The 15,946-nt window shown below is 58.6% G+C and carries 14 protein-coding genes and 1 tRNA gene; 6 read left to right on the top strand and 9 right to left on the bottom strand.

Annotation, left to right across the window (positions count from 1 at the left end; genetic code table 11):
- Window positions 1-60 precede the first annotated feature (60 nt).
- Window positions 61-639: a helix-turn-helix domain-containing protein gene (locus ACXYMP_RS06405; RefSeq protein ID WP_458905074.1), complete on the top strand. Its 579-nt coding sequence runs from the start codon at window positions 61-63 to the stop codon at window positions 637-639.
- Here the strand turns inward: ACXYMP_RS06405 and ACXYMP_RS06400 are convergent.
- Together ACXYMP_RS06400 and ACXYMP_RS06395 are read right to left on the bottom strand one after the other, a co-directional pair.
- Window positions 615-1,823 carry a tyrosine-type recombinase/integrase gene (locus tag ACXYMP_RS06400; protein ID WP_458905072.1) on the bottom strand — a complete coding sequence of 403 codons (1,209 nt, stop codon included), beginning with the start codon at window positions 1,821-1,823 and terminating at the stop codon, window positions 615-617. The two genes, ACXYMP_RS06405 and ACXYMP_RS06400, sit on opposite strands and share 25 nt — an antisense overlap.
- A 147-nt stretch (window positions 1,824-1,970) precedes the next feature.
- A tRNA-Ser gene (locus ACXYMP_RS06395) sits at window positions 1,971-2,060 on the bottom strand.
- A 313-nt stretch (window positions 2,061-2,373) separates the two neighbouring features.
- Here ACXYMP_RS06395 and ACXYMP_RS06390 point away from each other — a divergent pair.
- From ACXYMP_RS06390 to ACXYMP_RS06375, 4 genes are all read left to right on the top strand, one after another.
- Window positions 2,374-3,057: a Crp/Fnr family transcriptional regulator gene (locus tag ACXYMP_RS06390; protein ID WP_298569876.1), complete on the top strand. Its 684-nt coding sequence runs from the start codon at window positions 2,374-2,376 to the stop codon at window positions 3,055-3,057.
- A 269-nt stretch (window positions 3,058-3,326) separates the two neighbouring features.
- Window positions 3,327-4,799 (top strand): Y-family DNA polymerase, encoded by a 1,473-nt coding sequence (locus ACXYMP_RS06385; RefSeq protein ID WP_458905070.1) that lies wholly within the window; start codon window positions 3,327-3,329, stop codon window positions 4,797-4,799.
- Complete coding sequence (locus ACXYMP_RS06380) at window positions 4,796-8,182, top strand: error-prone DNA polymerase (RefSeq protein ID WP_298569899.1); 3,387 nt, start codon at window positions 4,796-4,798, stop codon at window positions 8,180-8,182. Before ACXYMP_RS06385 ends, ACXYMP_RS06380 begins: the two co-directional genes overlap by 4 nt.
- A 284-nt stretch (window positions 8,183-8,466) precedes the next feature.
- Complete coding sequence (locus tag ACXYMP_RS06375; RefSeq protein WP_458905067.1) at window positions 8,467-9,543, top strand: SGNH/GDSL hydrolase family protein; 1,077 nt, start codon at window positions 8,467-8,469, stop codon at window positions 9,541-9,543.
- A 341-nt stretch (window positions 9,544-9,884) separates the two neighbouring features.
- On the opposite strand, the gene ACXYMP_RS06370 is transcribed toward ACXYMP_RS06375, so the two are convergent.
- From ACXYMP_RS06370 to ACXYMP_RS06340, 7 genes are all read right to left on the bottom strand, one after another.
- On the bottom strand, window positions 9,885-10,214 hold the full coding sequence (locus tag ACXYMP_RS06370; protein WP_248410468.1) for a hypothetical protein: 330 nt from the start codon (window positions 10,212-10,214) through the stop codon (window positions 9,885-9,887).
- A 2-nt stretch (window positions 10,215-10,216) separates the two neighbouring features.
- Window positions 10,217-10,444, bottom strand: a complete 228-nt coding sequence (locus ACXYMP_RS06365) for a hypothetical protein (RefSeq protein ID WP_458905065.1) — start codon at window positions 10,442-10,444, stop codon at window positions 10,217-10,219.
- Between the two features lie 3 nt (window positions 10,445-10,447).
- The gene (locus tag ACXYMP_RS06360) at window positions 10,448-11,464 is read right to left on the bottom strand and encodes an EndoU domain-containing protein (protein WP_458905063.1); all 1,017 of its coding nucleotides are present in this window, start codon (window positions 11,462-11,464) and stop codon (window positions 10,448-10,450) included.
- Window positions 11,465-11,611: 147 nt separating this feature from the next.
- The gene (locus ACXYMP_RS06355; RefSeq protein WP_458905061.1) at window positions 11,612-11,974 is read right to left on the bottom strand and encodes a hypothetical protein; all 363 of its coding nucleotides are present in this window, start codon (window positions 11,972-11,974) and stop codon (window positions 11,612-11,614) included.
- A 290-nt stretch (window positions 11,975-12,264) separates the two neighbouring features.
- A complete protein-coding gene (coaD, locus tag ACXYMP_RS06350) occupies window positions 12,265-12,756 on the bottom strand; it encodes a pantetheine-phosphate adenylyltransferase (RefSeq protein ID WP_298569972.1) in 492 nt (163 codons plus the stop codon).
- Between the two features lie 108 nt (window positions 12,757-12,864).
- The gene (locus ACXYMP_RS06345; RefSeq protein ID WP_298569980.1) at window positions 12,865-13,299 is read right to left on the bottom strand and encodes a CBS domain-containing protein; all 435 of its coding nucleotides are present in this window, start codon (window positions 13,297-13,299) and stop codon (window positions 12,865-12,867) included.
- Between the two features lie 108 nt (window positions 13,300-13,407).
- On the bottom strand, window positions 13,408-14,304 hold the full coding sequence (locus tag ACXYMP_RS06340; protein ID WP_458905058.1) for a LysR family transcriptional regulator: 897 nt from the start codon (window positions 14,302-14,304) through the stop codon (window positions 13,408-13,410).
- A 108-nt stretch (window positions 14,305-14,412) separates the two neighbouring features.
- Here ACXYMP_RS06340 and ACXYMP_RS06335 point away from each other — a divergent pair, with 108 nt between their 5' ends.
- Window positions 14,413-15,912: a CoA-acylating methylmalonate-semialdehyde dehydrogenase gene (locus ACXYMP_RS06335; RefSeq protein ID WP_298569996.1), complete on the top strand. Its 1,500-nt coding sequence runs from the start codon at window positions 14,413-14,415 to the stop codon at window positions 15,910-15,912.
- Window positions 15,913-15,946: the final 34 nt, after the last annotated feature.

Below are 15,946 nucleotides of genomic sequence, written 5' to 3'. Positions count from 1 at the left end.
TCGGATGTGAAGGTTATTTTGCAAATGCGTATTATATTACGCATAATTTCGGAGATTGAGATGTCGGGCTATAAACTTACCAAACAGACGCCAGCGATGCTGGACACGGCGGATGAAGCTTCCGAAAGGCAGCTTGAAATGGAACATCAGGCCATCCAGAAGGCTAAGCTGGCCGCTAGGCTTGACACCTTCCGCCCGCATGAGGGACTACAAAACCTTCGGAAGGAACTCGGCGTCTCGCAGGAGGTTTTGGCGAGGTCCGCCGGAGTTACGCGGAGGTCGTATCAGTTCTACGAGAGCGGTCAGAAGCAAATTCCGAGCGGTGTGTTGGCCAGATTGGCCGCAACGTATCAGTTTGACCTGCACCGGCTTTTCACTGGCACAGCACACTCCGACAACCTTCAAATTAGAACAAAAACTGCCAAACTGGCCGCTGAAGTGATTGAACACCTTTCAGAAAGATTCAGTGAGCCCTCAATGGAAATGAACGAAATGCAGCGCATTGCTATGGAGTATGTTCGCAGTCACCCTCTTGGCACTGAAGTTAGTAGAGGCGACATTTTCGACACGATCCGGATTGTTACAGGTGACAAATACCTTCGAGAAGAAGTCCCTTATTCGGCGGTCGATGAAGGATAAGCGCTACGATCAATGGCTGTCACGATGAACGAAGCCCAATCGGCCATCAGGTTTCGTCGCTTTTCCAAGAGGTCAGATCTTGCATACGCCCGCTCAACTTCGCTTCCAACCGTGTGCGCTAGGCTCAACTCTGCAATCTCACGCGGCACGTTTGGCTGTTCTGATGCCCAATCCCTGAACGCCGACCGGAAGCCATGCACCGTGATTCCTTCGACTTTCATCCGCCGCAGCAACATCAGCATGGCCATGTTGCTCATAGGTTTGTGCCGCTTCTGCCCCTCAAACACGACTTCAGAGCGCAACTCCTTAAGTGGTCCAATGATCGCTACCATCTGCTGCGTCAGTGGAACGCGATGCGCTTTATCTGCCTTCATGCGTTCGGCGGGAACCGTCCAGAGTAACTCGTCAAAGTCAAATTCCTCCCACCTCGCCTGCAAGACCTCGCTGGTACGGCTGGCGGTCAGGCAGGTGAACATGAGCGCTTTCGCGGCCATCGCATCCTTGGTGGCTAGTTCGGCATAGAAGGCAGGCACATCTTGCCAGCGCATCGCCTTATGGTGCTGCACCTTCTGTTTTACGGTCGGCAGCACCCGAGCATCGCGGATGGTTGTCACCGGGTTTTCACCATCGCGAAAGCCTTTCGACTTCGCTACATCCAGCACGGCTTTCATCCTCTGCGCCAACCGTTTCGCTGTCTCATGCTTCTCCGTCCAAATCGGTAGAAGCACTTGCAGCACTTCGGGCTGGCCGACCTCTGACACTGGTAAGCGCCCAATCTTTGGGAAGGCATATTCAGCCAGGGTATTGATCCACTGCTGCCCGTGCTTTGGGTTCTTCCACGTTGGCAGGCGCTCGATGTGAACCTGCCGTGCGATCTCTTCAAAGCATGGGATCTCTTGCCGCCCATTGTATCGCGGATTGATCCCTCGCTTCGCCAGCCGTCGATACTCCAAAGAACGATCACGCGCTTCGTTCAAGGTAACGACGTCAGCGCCACCGAGCCCAAAATCAGTGCGCAGAGGTTTGCCCTCGCGGTTGCGTTGGCCCTTTACTGTCACGCGCACAATCCAGCGTCTTGCGCCGGATGGATCAACTACAAGGTACAAGCCGCTCCCATCGCCATGTCGACCGGGACCGAGGGTCCGGACCAAATTCTTCGTCAGCTTTCCGCTAAGTGCAGCCATTAAAATACCACGATTTCTACCACGCAATGAATAGGAACGAGACTAATCGAAGAGAAATCAAAAGCAACAACGAATGAAGATAAATCAACAAAAACAGCCCCATAAGGGGCTGAACAGTACCGAACAGAATTGAATGAAAACGGTGGGTGGCGGAGACGAAGGGATTCGAACCCTCGAGACGGTTTCCCGCCTACTCCCTTAGCAGGGGAGCGCCTTCGACCACTCGGCCACGTCTCCGCCGACCCGTTTAGACATCTCAAAAAGGCGGGGCAAGGGAGAAATGCAAAAAATAGCCATTCCACGCGGCTTGGGGCGGCAATAGTTTGGCGTGTTGGTTTCTTGCCCCTTGATCGGTTCGCCGCATACCGAAATCGGGCGAGTTGCGGTCGGGGCTTGTTCAACCCGTGGGTGGTCCTGATGGCAAACCCGCTTGAGTTTTGCGCCACGACACCCGATAGCACTGGTGGACGCGGCCAGATTGCGGCGTTAGACTTTCGGTTGGGACAAAAAATCGCGCGGTCGTGCGTGAACGAATTACAGGGGAAGGGATTTGCCACAGGAAATCCACAAGACAGTTGCGCGTTCGTCGCTGTTGATGCGTGCACTGCCCGACACCCATGTCGATGCGATCATGTCGCAAGCGACCTGGCACCATTATGAGCGGGGGGAAACCCTGTTCATGCAGGATGATCCCGCCAATGCCATCCACATCGTGCTGGAGGGGTGGGTCAAGCTTTACCGCATGACCGTCGGCGGCACCGAAGCTGTGGTGAGTGTCTTTGCGCGCGGCGAAAGCTTCGGCGAAGCCGTCGCCCTGCGCAAGCTGCCCTATCCTGTTTCCGGTGAGGCTGCGACCAATTGCGAGGTGATGCACATTCCCACCAATGTGTTGGTGCAGCTGGTCAAACGCGACCCCGAGGTGGCGCTGTCGATCTTGTCGTCGACCTTCACGCACTTGCATGGGCTGGTGACACAATTGGAGCAACTGAAGGCCAAAACTGCGCCGCAGCGCGTGGCCGAGTTTCTGGTCAATCTGTGCAACCGGACTGATGGGGAATGCACAATCAGCTTGCCCTATGACAAGGTGTTGATCGCCGGGCGTTTGGGTATGAAGCCCGAAAGCCTGTCGCGCGCCTTTTCCCGTCTTGGCACTTATGGTGTGGAGATCAATAAGAACAGCGCTCTGATCAATGACATTGAGATGCTGCGCGCCTATGCGCTTGACGACGGATAGGGTTTGCGCGCGCGTTTGATCGGCGTTCTGGATCGCGGTCGGGACCGCCAATTTGACATGACGTTTCAGGTCTAAGGGGCTGGCCAAAGGCCTCTTTTTCTGTGTCGGCCTTTTGATTTCGCTGCCGGATTTTCACCCTCGCATGCAAAGCTGTAAGCCGTCCACGCGGCCTGCCTGATCACGTTTCACATCTGTTTTCGCCGCTTCGGACTCGACTCGGTCCTGATGAGAAATTAATAAGAACAAATCAGGAACATTGGAGGTCCAGAATGTCCGCTGGGCAAGATCGGCGTGTCATGTGCATTTGGTTTCCCCGGCTGGCAAGCGACCGGGTGTTGCGCGCACGCGCGATCGAGGGGCCGTTTGCGCTGGTCCACAAACAAAACAACACCGACCGGATCTACTGCCTGAACAAAGTCGCGACCGATATGGGGCTTAGCCAAGGCATGACCTTTTCCGACGCGCGGGCCTTCTGCCCCGATCTGTCCAGCCGACCGGCCACCCCAGAGGATGACAAACGCTTTTTGTATACACTGCGCCGTTGGGCCACGCGCTATTGCCCGTGGGTGGGGCTGGAGGAAAACGGCTTGGTGCTTGATGTGACCGGATCATCGCATCTGGCGGGTGGAGAGCAGGCCATGCTGGCCGATATCCGGGCGCGTCTGACCCGCGCGGGGCTTTGCGTGCAGCTTGGTCTGGCGGACACGCGCGGGGCGGCTTGGGCGCTGGCCCATCATGGCGGCGGGATTGCCGCGCCGGGGGACCACGCCCACTTGCGCACGTTGCCGGTGGCGGCGCTGCGCTTGGCGGACCCAAACTGTGTGGCGTTGCAGCGCGCCGGGTTGCGCCGCATCGGGGACATCATGGACCATCCGCGTGCGCCGTTGGCCCGCAGGTTCGGGCAAGAACTGATGATCCGTCTTGATCAACTGCTTGGGACGCAGCCGGAAAACATCTCTCCTTTGGCCGACCCACCCCATTATGGGGTGCGCATGACCTTGCCTGACCCCATTGGGCTGACGGCAGATGTCATGGCGGCCATCGGGCGGCTTTTGGATCGGCTGTGCGCGCAACTCAAAGCGCATGCGGCCGGAACACGCGTGCTGCGCCTGACCTTGCGCCGTGTCGACCAAGAGGCGCAGGATGTCGAGCTGCGTCTGGCGCGCCCCTTGCGGGATGCGGGGCGCATCCTGCCCCTGTTTGAACGCGGGATAAAAGAGGTCGACGCAGGCTATGGTATCGACCAGATACGCCTTGAAGCCGTGCAGGTCGAACCGCTTCCCTCTGAACAGATCACCCATGTGGGGGGGCACAGCCAGAACGGGTTGGATGATCTGATCACCCGGATCGGCTCGCGGGTCGGGCTTGAGCGCATCCAACGGCTTCTGCCCGCCGACAGCCATATCCCCGAACGCAGTTTCCTGATTGCCCCGGCTGCCTATAGCACGGCCCAAGGTGTCTGGGTGCCGCCACGTCCGCGCCCGCTTCGCCTGTTTTCCCCCGAACCGATCTCGGCCTATGGCCCGCGCCCGCCAGAGCGGTTCCGCTGGCGACGCATGGCATTGACGACCGGTCAGGCCTCGGGTCCGGAACGGATCACACCGGAATGGTGGTTCGACGATCCAAACTGGCGGTCGGGCCTGCGCGATTACTGGCGCATCGAGACCCGTCAGGGGCGGCGGCTGTGGATATTTCACACGCCACAGGACCCCGGTTGGTTCGTCCAGGGGGAGTTTGCATGACATCCACCAACCGCGCCCTGCCCCCGGCCCCTGCCCCCTCCGCCGCCCAGCGAAAGCCGCAGCAAAGGCAAACCCCAGACCCTGCTTATGCAGAGCTGTGTGTGACCACAAACTTCACCTTTCTGACCGGGGCCTCTCACCCCGAGGAACTGGTGCTGCGCGCCGCCGAGCTGGGCCTGTCCGCGATTGCCATCACCGATCGCAATTCACTGGCCGGGGTGGTGCGCGCGTATTCCGCGCTCAAGGAGTTGAAACGAGAGGCCAAAGATGCCGTCGCCATCAGATCCAGCCAGCGCATCGATGCCAGCAGCCGCCAGCCAATGGGGCAGGTTAAAACCTTGGGCCGCCCCGACGGGGCGCTGCCGAAACTGATCGTCGGCTGCCGTCTTGTGCTGCAAGACAGCCCCGTCGACTGGCTTGCCCTGCCCACCGATCGCGCGGCCTATCAACGGCTCTGCCGGTTATTGACCCTTGGCAAGCGGCGCGCGGAAAAGGGGGATTGTCTGCTATGGGAAAAGGACATGAGCGCCTGCGTGGGCATGATCCTGATCGCATTGCCCCAAGACCCGCACGAAGCCTGCGCGCGCGCCATCGCCAGCATGCGCAAGCAGTTCCCCAGCTTTGTTTTTCTAGGCGCGGCCCCGCGGTATGACGGGTCGGATCAAACCTATTTGGCCGATTGCGCCCGGTTGGCCCGACGGACCTCCGCCCCCATGGTTGCCGTGGGTGACGTGCTGATGCATCACGGGTCGCGGCGGCAGTTGGCGGATGTGCTGACCTGCATGCGCGAAGGCTGCGTGATTGACCAGATCGGCAGGCGGGCCCTTCCCAATGCCGAACGGCGCCTGAAGGGCGGCCCCGATATGGCGCGGCTTTTCCGCAACCACCCGGCCGCACTGCACCGCACATTGGAGATCGCCGCCAGATGCAGCTTTTGCCTGTCCGAGCTTTCATATGAATACCCCGACGAGATTTCCGGGCAGGAGCCGCCCCAGACCCGGTTGGCACGCCTGACCGCCGAGGGGCTTGCGCGTCGCTGCCCCGATGGTATCCCCGATCGCTTTCAGGCACTGGCTGACAAGGAACTTGCCTTGGTGGGCGAACTGGGCTTTGCCGCCTATTTCCTGACGGTTCATGACATCGTGGCATATGCCCGTGGCATTGGCATCCTGTGTCAGGGGCGTGGGTCGGCGGCCAATTCGATACTGTGCTGGGCGCTTGGCATCACCGATGTCCGTCCGGACATGATCGCCATGGTCTTTGAGCGGTTCATATCCCGCTATCGGGGCGAGCCGCCCGATATCGATGTGGATTTCGAACACGAGCGTCGCGAAGAGGTAATCCAGCACATCTATGAAAAATATGGCCGCCACCGGGCCGGGCTGTGCGCTACGGTGATCCATTTCCGGTCACGCGCCGCGATCCGCGAGGTCGGCAAGGTCATGGGCCTTTCCCAAGACATCACCGCCAGCCTGTCGGGGCAGATATGGGGGCTGTCCAATGGCGGCGCGGACCCCGACCGCATTCGCGAGCTCGGGTTGGACCCGACCGACCGGCGCCTTGCCCAGACCATCCGCCTGATCGGCGAGGTCATCGGCTTTCCCCGGCACCTTTCGCAACATGTGGGGGGCTTTGTCATCACCAAGGGGCGGCTGGACGAACTTTGCCCGATCGAAAACGCCGCAATGGAGGATCGCACGATCATCGAATGGGACAAGGATGATATCGACACGCTGGGGATCCTCAAGGTCGACATCCTCAGCCTTGGAATGCTGACCTGCATTCGCAAATCTTTTGATCTGCTGCGCGATCACGAAGCGCGGATCCTGACGCTGGACAGCGTGCCGCAGGAAGACAAGGCGAGCTATGATATGCTTTGCGTGGCCGATGCGATTGGGGTCTTTCAGGTGGAAAGCCGTGCGCAGATGAATTTCCTGCCGCGCATGAAACCACGCACGTTCTATGATCTGGTGATCGAGGTGGCCATCGTGCGCCCCGGCCCCATTCAGGGCGGCATGGTCCAGCCCTATATCAAGCGCCGTCAAGGGCTTGAGACCCCCAAACCCTTCGGGCGCGCACTTGAGGAAGTGACCGCACGCACGTTGGGGGTGCCGCTGTTTCAGGAACAAGCCATGCAGATCGCCGTGGTCGGTGCGGGCTTCACCCCGGAAGAAGCCGACCACCTGCGCCGCTCGCTTGCCAGTTTCCGGCGGATGGGAACCATCGGGACATTTCGCGACAAGTTCGTCACCGGAATGCTGAAGAACGGCTATTGCGCCGAGGATGCGGCGCGGTGTTTCTCTCAGATCGAAGGCTTTGCCGATTACGGGTTCCCCGAAAGCCACGCGGCGGCCTTTGCGATGTTGACCTATGTTTCGGCATGGCTCAAATGCCACCACCCGGCGATCTTCGCCTGCGCCTTGCTCAACAGCCAGCCCATGGGGTTCTATGCCCCCGCTCAAATCGTGCGCGATGTGCGCGAACATGGGGTCGAAGTCCGCCCGATCTGTGTCAATCACAGTGCATGGGACAACCTGCTGGAACGCCGCGCGGATGGGGCCTTGGCCTTGCGGCTGGGGTTCCGCCAGATCAAGGGGTTCCGGCAAGCGGATGCAGATTGGATCGTTGCGGCCCGCGGCAATGGCTATCACGATCCCGAAAGCATCTGGCTGCGCGCCGGCGTGGCCCCGACAGTGCTGGAACGGCTGGCCGAAGCGGATGCGTTCACCGGAATGGGGCTTGCCCGCCGCGATGCGCTTTGGCAGGTGCGCGCGATCCGGGGGCAGGCCCCCCTGCCCCTGTTCAACGACCCGCTGGATGGCGAAGGCATCACCGAGCCGCAGATTGACCTTCCCGCCATGCATCTGGGCGAAGAACTGGTCGAGGACTACGTGTCCATGCGCCTGTCCCTGCGGGCCCACCCGATGGAGCTGTTGCGCCCCGACATGCCCGGACTGACCTGCCATGACCAACTGCCCGATGTGCCTGTGGGGCAGATTTCCGTCTGCGGTCTGGTCATTACCCGCCAACGGCCCGGCACGGCCTCGGGGGTGGTGTTTTTGACGCTTGAGGATGAAACCGGCATCAGCAATGTCGTCGTCTGGCCAAAGATCTACGAACGTTTCCGCCGCAGCGTGATGGGGGGGCGGCTGTTGCGGGTCACGGGGTATCTGCAACGTGAAGGCATCGTCGTCCACCTGATTGCCCAAACCATCGAGGATGCGTCCCATCGCCTCTCCGATCTGGGCCACCCGATGGAAGAGGCCATAGGCATCACCCAGCCCCAAGCCGATGACGCCCCGCGCCCTGCCCGCCACCCCGCGCGTGCGATGCACCCCCGCGAACAGGCTAAGCGTTTGTTTCCAAGTCGTGATTTTCACTGAAGCGTGGCCCCGCGCGCACAACCCACCGCGCGAAATCCATGATCGTCGGAGAGGTCGCGCGGCGTTGCACCGCCCCAGAACTCAACCCGACCGCACAGAAGCGGGACAAGCAGGTTGGGGTGCCTATCCGGCTGAACATACCGCGCAAGGTCCGGCAAAGCGGAAGTTGGGTGGAGGCAACGCACCTAAAACACTATTGACGTTGGCCGAACGTCAAGCGTATCAATTCCGACCTTGGCGTTGCTGTGGAGCGCGTGCCGAGGCGTGGAGGAGGGGATTGGTTTATGCGGAATTTAATTCGCACTGTAGCGTTGATCTTGCTCAACACTGCGGTGGCGTTCTTTGTGATCGAGCTGGGTGTCCGCTTTTTGGCGCCGTCAACGATATCGACAAACTACCTGGTCGGCGGGCCACTTGGTCTGGAAGACCCCGTTCTGGGGCACAGGAACCGGCCGGACACCGTCGCCCGCGTCAAAGCACCCGAGTATGATGTCGAATACTTTGTCGACTCGAATGGCTTCAGGGGAATGCGGGATGCGGACCCCATGGACCTCAATTCGGACGCCGTGACGATCCTTCTTCTTGGGGATTCCTTCACCTTCGGCGCCGCAAACAGCGTCGATGACATCTGGCCGACGTTCCTGTCGCAAAAGTTCAAGGAAGACGGCCGCCCGGTAAACATCATCAATGCAGGTGTGGAGGGCTACAATACCGCGCAGCAGGCGCTGTATCTCGAGGAACTCTATTCTAAATACCAGCCTGACATCGTTCTTACGATGTTCTTGCCAAATGATCTGTTCGCGAATGAACCTATTCAAACCGTCGACGGCATCGATGTGGCCGTGACGGATGCCCGCGCTGTCGTCAGAGCCGGCGCAGGCAAGCGGTCATCTTTACATTCGGTTGCTTTTTTGAAGCGGATGATGATGCGGAATGATGGGTTGTATACGTCGCTCTACGCCCTGACTCCGCGACGCGAGTTTTTCCAAACGCCCCCATCGGAGCTTTTTCTGAGCAAGCTCAACGCGACAAAGTCGATATTGGAACGCATGGGCAAATTCTGCTCTGAAAATGACACCGACCTCGTGGTCATCTCAGTGCCGCAGCTTTTCCAGGTCCTGTATGAGGCGTCAAATGACGGGCCGGGGGACTTGGATGCAAGCATACCCGATGATGTTCTCGCCCCTCTGGCGGAGGGCTGGGACATTCAGTGGGTCAGCGTTTTGGATACGCTGGTTCAGGTCTATACATCGAGCAAAGAAGATCTATACCATCGTTATGACGGTCACCTGAACGCACGTGGCAATAAGGTGGTTGCCGAGGCGATCCACGAAACGCTGCTTCCGCTCCTTGATCGCTAATGCGGCAGAAATGCACCCTTTTGCCTCACGCATCTTAGATTGGTCCACCAGCAATGGCTGTGACACCTGACCCTGCCCACTAATCCGGTCCGCCCTTTTGGTTCGGAAACGGAGGGGCTAGAAATGGCAACCAACCGACACAAGCTTGAAGAGATGGTCACGTCGTTACGGCAGGTTGAGGTGCTTTTCAGCCAAGGCCTGCCGCGCATTAACGCAATCAGGTAGATGCAGGTGGGTCCGGTTTGCGGGACGAAGTGAGCTTTCGCTGCGGCTGCACCAATGGCTGATTTCGGTCGGTCGGACAGAAACCCATGTGGTTTTGACCAAGCTCTCCGTTGTTTCTAAGGTTGCTCCGCCCAGACCTTGTAGTCGAACAATGCGCCATCGGCCTTAGCGTATTGAACTTGCTCGCGGACATAAATGGCAGAGCGAGCGGGGTCTAAGTGGTGCATCCAGTGTTCATCATCGCCGGGAAAAGGTTGTGGGGTCACACCGTAGCCGAAATTTGGCGGCTTGGTTCCGCCTTTGGCCCGCGCAACTTCCATGCGCGAAACGCCAAAACCGCGCGCAGCAAGATATTCGTTGAATTCCAGAAGTTCAGCCTCGGAAAGCCACTCTGTGCCAGCGCCCGTCTGAGCCTGCTCTATGAGCTTTTCAAATCGCGCGTTCATGTTTATCGGTCAAACTCGGCCGTATCCATTCCGAAATCATCGACAAGCGCCCGAACTTCCGCATCATCGAGGACGCCGGGATGTCGTTTGTGAGCGACATACACACCTTCCAATGCAAGATCATATTCCCCGACATCAAAGAATTCTCTATCTCCAGGTATGATTTTCTCTGCCTTCTCAAGCGCATCGAGTTGCTTTTCTAATAGGTCAATTGCTTCTTTGTCATTCATGAATCACCTCAGGTTGTCTAAAACGCCGTCACCGGAAACAGGATATCCTGTTCGCACTTCACCGTTCGGTCGGACGATGACTTTGATTGTCACTCCGTCTACCTCGCCAACGATAACGAGATCACCTGGACGATGTGCAGGACGGTCCACCGTGCCATTCCCCGCAACTTCCCTGATTGCGTCCAGAATGTCATCATCTGACCAGCTTTCGGGAAATTCAGTTTTACCGGGTGTTCCGGTCCCAAACCTGTGGCCACCACTGCGACCCTCTCCGTCCAGAATATGCCGTGCGCGATCCTCCGGAATGGATATGCTTTCAATCGAATGCGGGTTTTCCATTGCAACGATATTTGGCCCAGTTTCGTCAGGTATCGGGGTTGAAATGACGTTGTCGGTCGGATCACCGGGAATTGGTGTGCCGGTATTGTTCGGCGGGCCCAGCTCTTCAATGGGATAGCTTTCTAACCATTGTTCGATCCTTTCCGGGGTGAAACCTCGGAGCTCTCCCAAACGGCGCTCATCCTCCGTCAATTCGGGGAAGATCTCGACCCAGCCTTGCGCCAGTTCACCCTCCTGAAACCGTAAATCCCCGCGCGCGAACGCTGCTCCAGCAGCCTCGATGAATTCCTGTAAAGCGCGCTGCTTTGCGGGATCGCCGCCCACGCCCGTTTCGAGAATGGTGCCAGGGTTCATCAACTCGTAAAGCGCTGCTGCCTCAGCTCCGATGCGCGCAAATTCGGGATTCTTGGGCAAGACTGGATACCCGCCGCTACTGATCCCTTCCTGCACGAGGGCATACGCGGTCGCGGCCAGACGGCCTTCGACAGCTGTCAGATCGACCCCTAGTCGTGCGCCTGCATCATCCACACGCCGATCACGCATGGCCTCCGTCCAATCCAGTAACGCATTAGATGCAAGGAGCGCCGCGCCAACACCAGTCAGAGCGCGCATGCCACGTATCACGTCAGTTGGGTCGAGAGCAGGGGCACCATTTGCCGTGGGTGCAAAATCGGCGAGCACCACATTGCTCTGAACTCCCGGCAAAACAGGTTCGGCATAGCATCGGCAATTGTGAGCAGTGCCGGGATGCCCGCCTTCTGGGGGATTATCCCATCGGAAAACGCGGTCATCATATGCAGCGTGGCCATCACGTACCTTGGCATCATCTTACGAGCGCCAGATATACTGCTTAATCCCGAGGTCGTCCTGCCGAAGCTGGTTGATCAGCCCGGCGAAGGCCCGCAAAAGGCGTTCTTCCATGGCCGTTCGAAGCGGTCGAAGCCGTTGCGGGTGGTTTTGATACTGGCTGAATATGCTCTTAAGTCGCGCATCCCTAGCATTGAGGGCTTCCTCTTTGGCGTCTGAAACATCTCGCAAATCGGATACCGAAACAGTTGGCACTGTGTCAGGCGGTGTCAGCGCGTTCAGGAGCATCCAAGTGTTTTCGGAAGTCACCTTGTCGAGGCGTTCGCTGAAATCGGCTCGTAAAGCGGAATAGTTTGGGAAAGTGGATTTGAGCGACAATCCCACGCGTAGCCAACCAGACGACCATGTCGCCGCTCTATTCTGTACTGGCTGTCACCGCCATGCCGGAGAAAATCGCTGAAACCGTGTTGCATGGAACCTCCGAGTACGTGCGAGACAGGTTCTACTTACAATTTGTAAAGAAAGGATAAGACCACCGTTCGCAACTTGCATCGCTTGCGTCAGAAGCAGACATTCGAGCGCTGCGCAGCATTCGGTAGTATGGGCTCCAAGCCGACATTCATCGACGAGCTTCAGATGCCTGATTTACAGAGGCAACCGCGCAAAGCCCAAGTCTAGCCGATCTTCTCCAACAGTTGTTCTTTCACGCTTGGCGGCACGAATTTCGTGACATCGCCCCCAAGCTTCGCGATCTCTTTGACCAGCTTCGAGGCGATCGCCTGATATTTGGCTTCCGCCATCAAGAAGACCGTTTCCACGCTGTCATCCATCGCGCGGTTCATGCCAACCATCTGGTATTCATATTCGAAATCGGTCACCGCGCGCAGGCCGCGGATGATGATCTGCGCGCCCACGTCGTGGGCACAGTCTATCAGCAGGTTCTCGAACGGGTGTGCGACAATCTCGGTCCCCGTTTCGCGCGACAGCTGGGCACATTCCGCTTCAACCATTGCAACCCGCTCTTCCAGCGAAAACATCGGCCCTTTCCCCGTGTTGATCGCGATCCCAATAACCAAACGATCCACCAGCGCGCAGCCGCGACGAATGATATCGGTATGCCCAAGCGTGATGGGATCGAAGGTTCCGGGGTAAAGTCCGACGCGCATGATCTTGTCTCCTAGCGATGCGGGCACGCAACAATACTGCGTGCGCGATTGCAAGTTTTTTCCGCAGCGCGGCGTAACATCTTGCCAGTGAGCCCTATTGGCTTTGGTTCAATAGCCCATGATCATGTTTTTCAGCGCATCGGCCTGCTGCGACAGTTCATCCAGTCGGGCCTTGACCACATCACCAATCGACACCAGACCGACCATGTCGTCGCCATCCATCACCGGCATGTGGCGAAACCGGCGCTCTGTCATGGTTTGCAGCACCTGAATGGCCCGATCGCCGGGCGCACAGGTCACAAGCTTCGCTGTCATCAGGTCATCCACCGTCTGATCCAGACAGCTTGTGCCGACATCGCCCAGCGCGGCCACGATATCGCGTTCAGACAGAATTCCGGCCGGGCGCACGCCATCGTTTGACACGACCACCGCACCGATCTTCTTTTCCGACAAAAGCTTGACGGCATCCGAGACTTTGCTGCCCGGCTTGACCGTCGCAACACCCGCCAGCGATTTGTTTTTAAGTATCTGGTGAATGAGCATGCCGCCCTCCTGTCTGATGAAATGCTTGTATTTTTCTGTCTCCAGCGTCACCTCAAGCGCAACAATATGTCAAGGACTGTTTGCATTCGCAGCAACGGAATTTTCGGCTCAGATCAATGCCTCAAGTCGGGCGACCTCGTCCCGGATACCACGCGCCAGCTCTTCTGCGACGCGGGCAAACCGTTCCACGCGCGCATCACCTTCGTGGCGGATCAGATAAAAGGACCGGGTGATTGACAGCTCGTCAGTCAGAACACGTTTTAGGTTCGGCGCGAAGGGCAGGATGAAGTCATGGGTGATCCCCACCCCGCCACCTTCGCGCACCATGCCCAACTGCACGGCCACCAGGTTCGAGGCAAGATCAACCTTTTCGATCCCCATTTCGGTCAGGAAATCCAGTTCCGGATAAAAGATCATGTCCTGGATATAGCCCACCAACGGATGCGCTCGCAGATCGTCCAGCGTGGTCAAAGGTGGCGCTTCGGCAAGATAGGCTTCGGCCGCCGCAAGATGCAGGTGATAATCGGTCACTTTCTGAACTGTGATCCGGCCTGTCTGTGGCGGTGACACCGTGATCGCCATATCTGCCTCGCGCTTGGACAGGTTGATGACCCGCGGCAGCGCGACAATCTGCAACTCCAGTTCTGGATGGTGCTTCTGTATGGCCGCGCAGACCTGTGGCAGGATGTAGCTGGCGCAGCCATCGGTCGCGCCGATCCTGACCTGTCCGGAAAGCTGCCCGGATTGGCCTGCCAGTTCATCCGCCCCAGACATAACCGCCTGTTCGGCCCGCGTCGCATGGGCCAACAGGCGTGACCCTGCTTCGCTGAGCGCATAGCCTTGCGGAGATTTGGTGAATAAGGGGGCCTCAAGACTTGCCTCGAGTCTGGAGATCCGACGGCCAACAGTGGCTGCGTCTTTTTTCAAAAGCTTTCCCGCCCGCGACAGGCTTTCCGCCCGCGCGACGGCCAGAAAGATTCGCAGATCGTCCCAATCCAGATCCATGACCCCTCCTTTCGTTTTGCATTTTTGCAAAACCTTTTTGGCAAACTGCCCCTTTCCCCGGCATTAATGCAAGGCTATCTTCGCCGCAACATGAATGGGAGAAGCACCATGAAGACACTTGGACATTGGATCAACGGCCAGATGGTCGACGGCACATCGGGCCGCACGGCAGACGTTTTCAACCCCGCAACCGGCGAAGTGCAGGCAAAAGTTGCACTGGCCTCACAGGCCGAGATGGACGACGCCGTCGCAAAGGCCGCCGAAGCACAGAAAGCTTGGGGCGCAACCAACCCGCAGAAACGTGGCCGGGTGATGATGGCGTTGGTTCACCTGCTGAACCGCGACATGGACAAACTGGCTGAAGCACTGTCGCGTGAACACGGCAAAACCATCCCAGACGCCAAGGGCGACGTTCAGCGTGGGCTTGAGGTGATCGAATACTGCATCGGTGCCGCCCAGATGATGAAGGGTGAATTCACTGACAGCGCTGGCCCCGGCATCGACATGTATTCCATGCGCCAACCGCTAGGCGTCGTTGCCTCGATCACCCCGTTCAACTTCCCCGCCATGATCCCGCTCTGGGGCATGGGGCCTGCGCTGGCCGCGGGCAACGCGATGATCCTGAAACCGTCCGAGCGTGACCCCTCGGTCCCTTTGATGCTGGCCGAGCTTTGCAAAGAAGCTGGTCTGCCCGACGGCGTGTTGCAGGTCGTGAATGGCGACAAGGACGCCGTGGACGCGATTTTGGACAACGAGACCATTCAGGGCGTGGCCTTTGTCGGCTCGACCCCGATCGCGCATTACATCTATTCCCGTGCGACCGCGAACGGCAAGCGCGCGCAGTGTTTCGGCGGCGCGAAGAACCACATGATCGTTATGCCCGATGCGGATATCGAACAAGCCGCTGACGCGCTGATCGGGGCCGGTTTCGGGGCCGCTGGCGAACGCTGCATGGCAATCTCGGTTGCTGTTCCGGTGGGTGAAGAAACCGCCGACCGCCTGCGTGACGCCCTTGTGCCGCGCATCGAGAAGCTGAAGGTCGCGCCTTATACCGCTGGCGACGATGTGGACTACGGCCCGGTTGTGACAGCTGCCGCCAAAGAAAACATCCTGCGTCTGATCAACACCGGTGTCGAACAAGGTGCCGATTTGGTGGTCGATAGCCGCGATTTCAAACTGCAAGGCTATGAGGACGGTTTCTTCGTTGGCCCGCATCTGTTTGACCGCGTGACCACCGACATGGACATCTACAAGACCGAAATCTTCGGCCCCGTCCTGTCCATGGTGCGTGCGCAGACCTATGAAGAGGCCATCGGCCACGCCATGGACCATGAATATGGCAACGGCACCGCGATCTTCACCCGTGACGGCGACACCGCGCGTGATTTTGCCAACCGGATCAACATCGGCATGGTTGGCATCAACGTTCCGATCCCGGTTCCGCTGGCCTATCACACCTTTGGCGGTTGGAAGAAGTCCGGCTTTGGCGATTTGAACCAGCACGGCCCGGACGCCTTCAAGTTCTACACCCGCACAAAAACCGTGACGGCGCGTTGGCCCTCGGGCATCCGCCAGGGCGGAGAGTTCAACTTCAAGGCCATGGACTGATCCGCGGCAAACCTGCACGTCAACACAATCAAAT

The organism is Aliiroseovarius sp. CAU 1755, assembly GCF_054482655.1.
The sequence above is the reverse complement of the archived record's forward strand: the minus strand, read 5'-3'. Positions and strand labels throughout refer to the sequence as shown.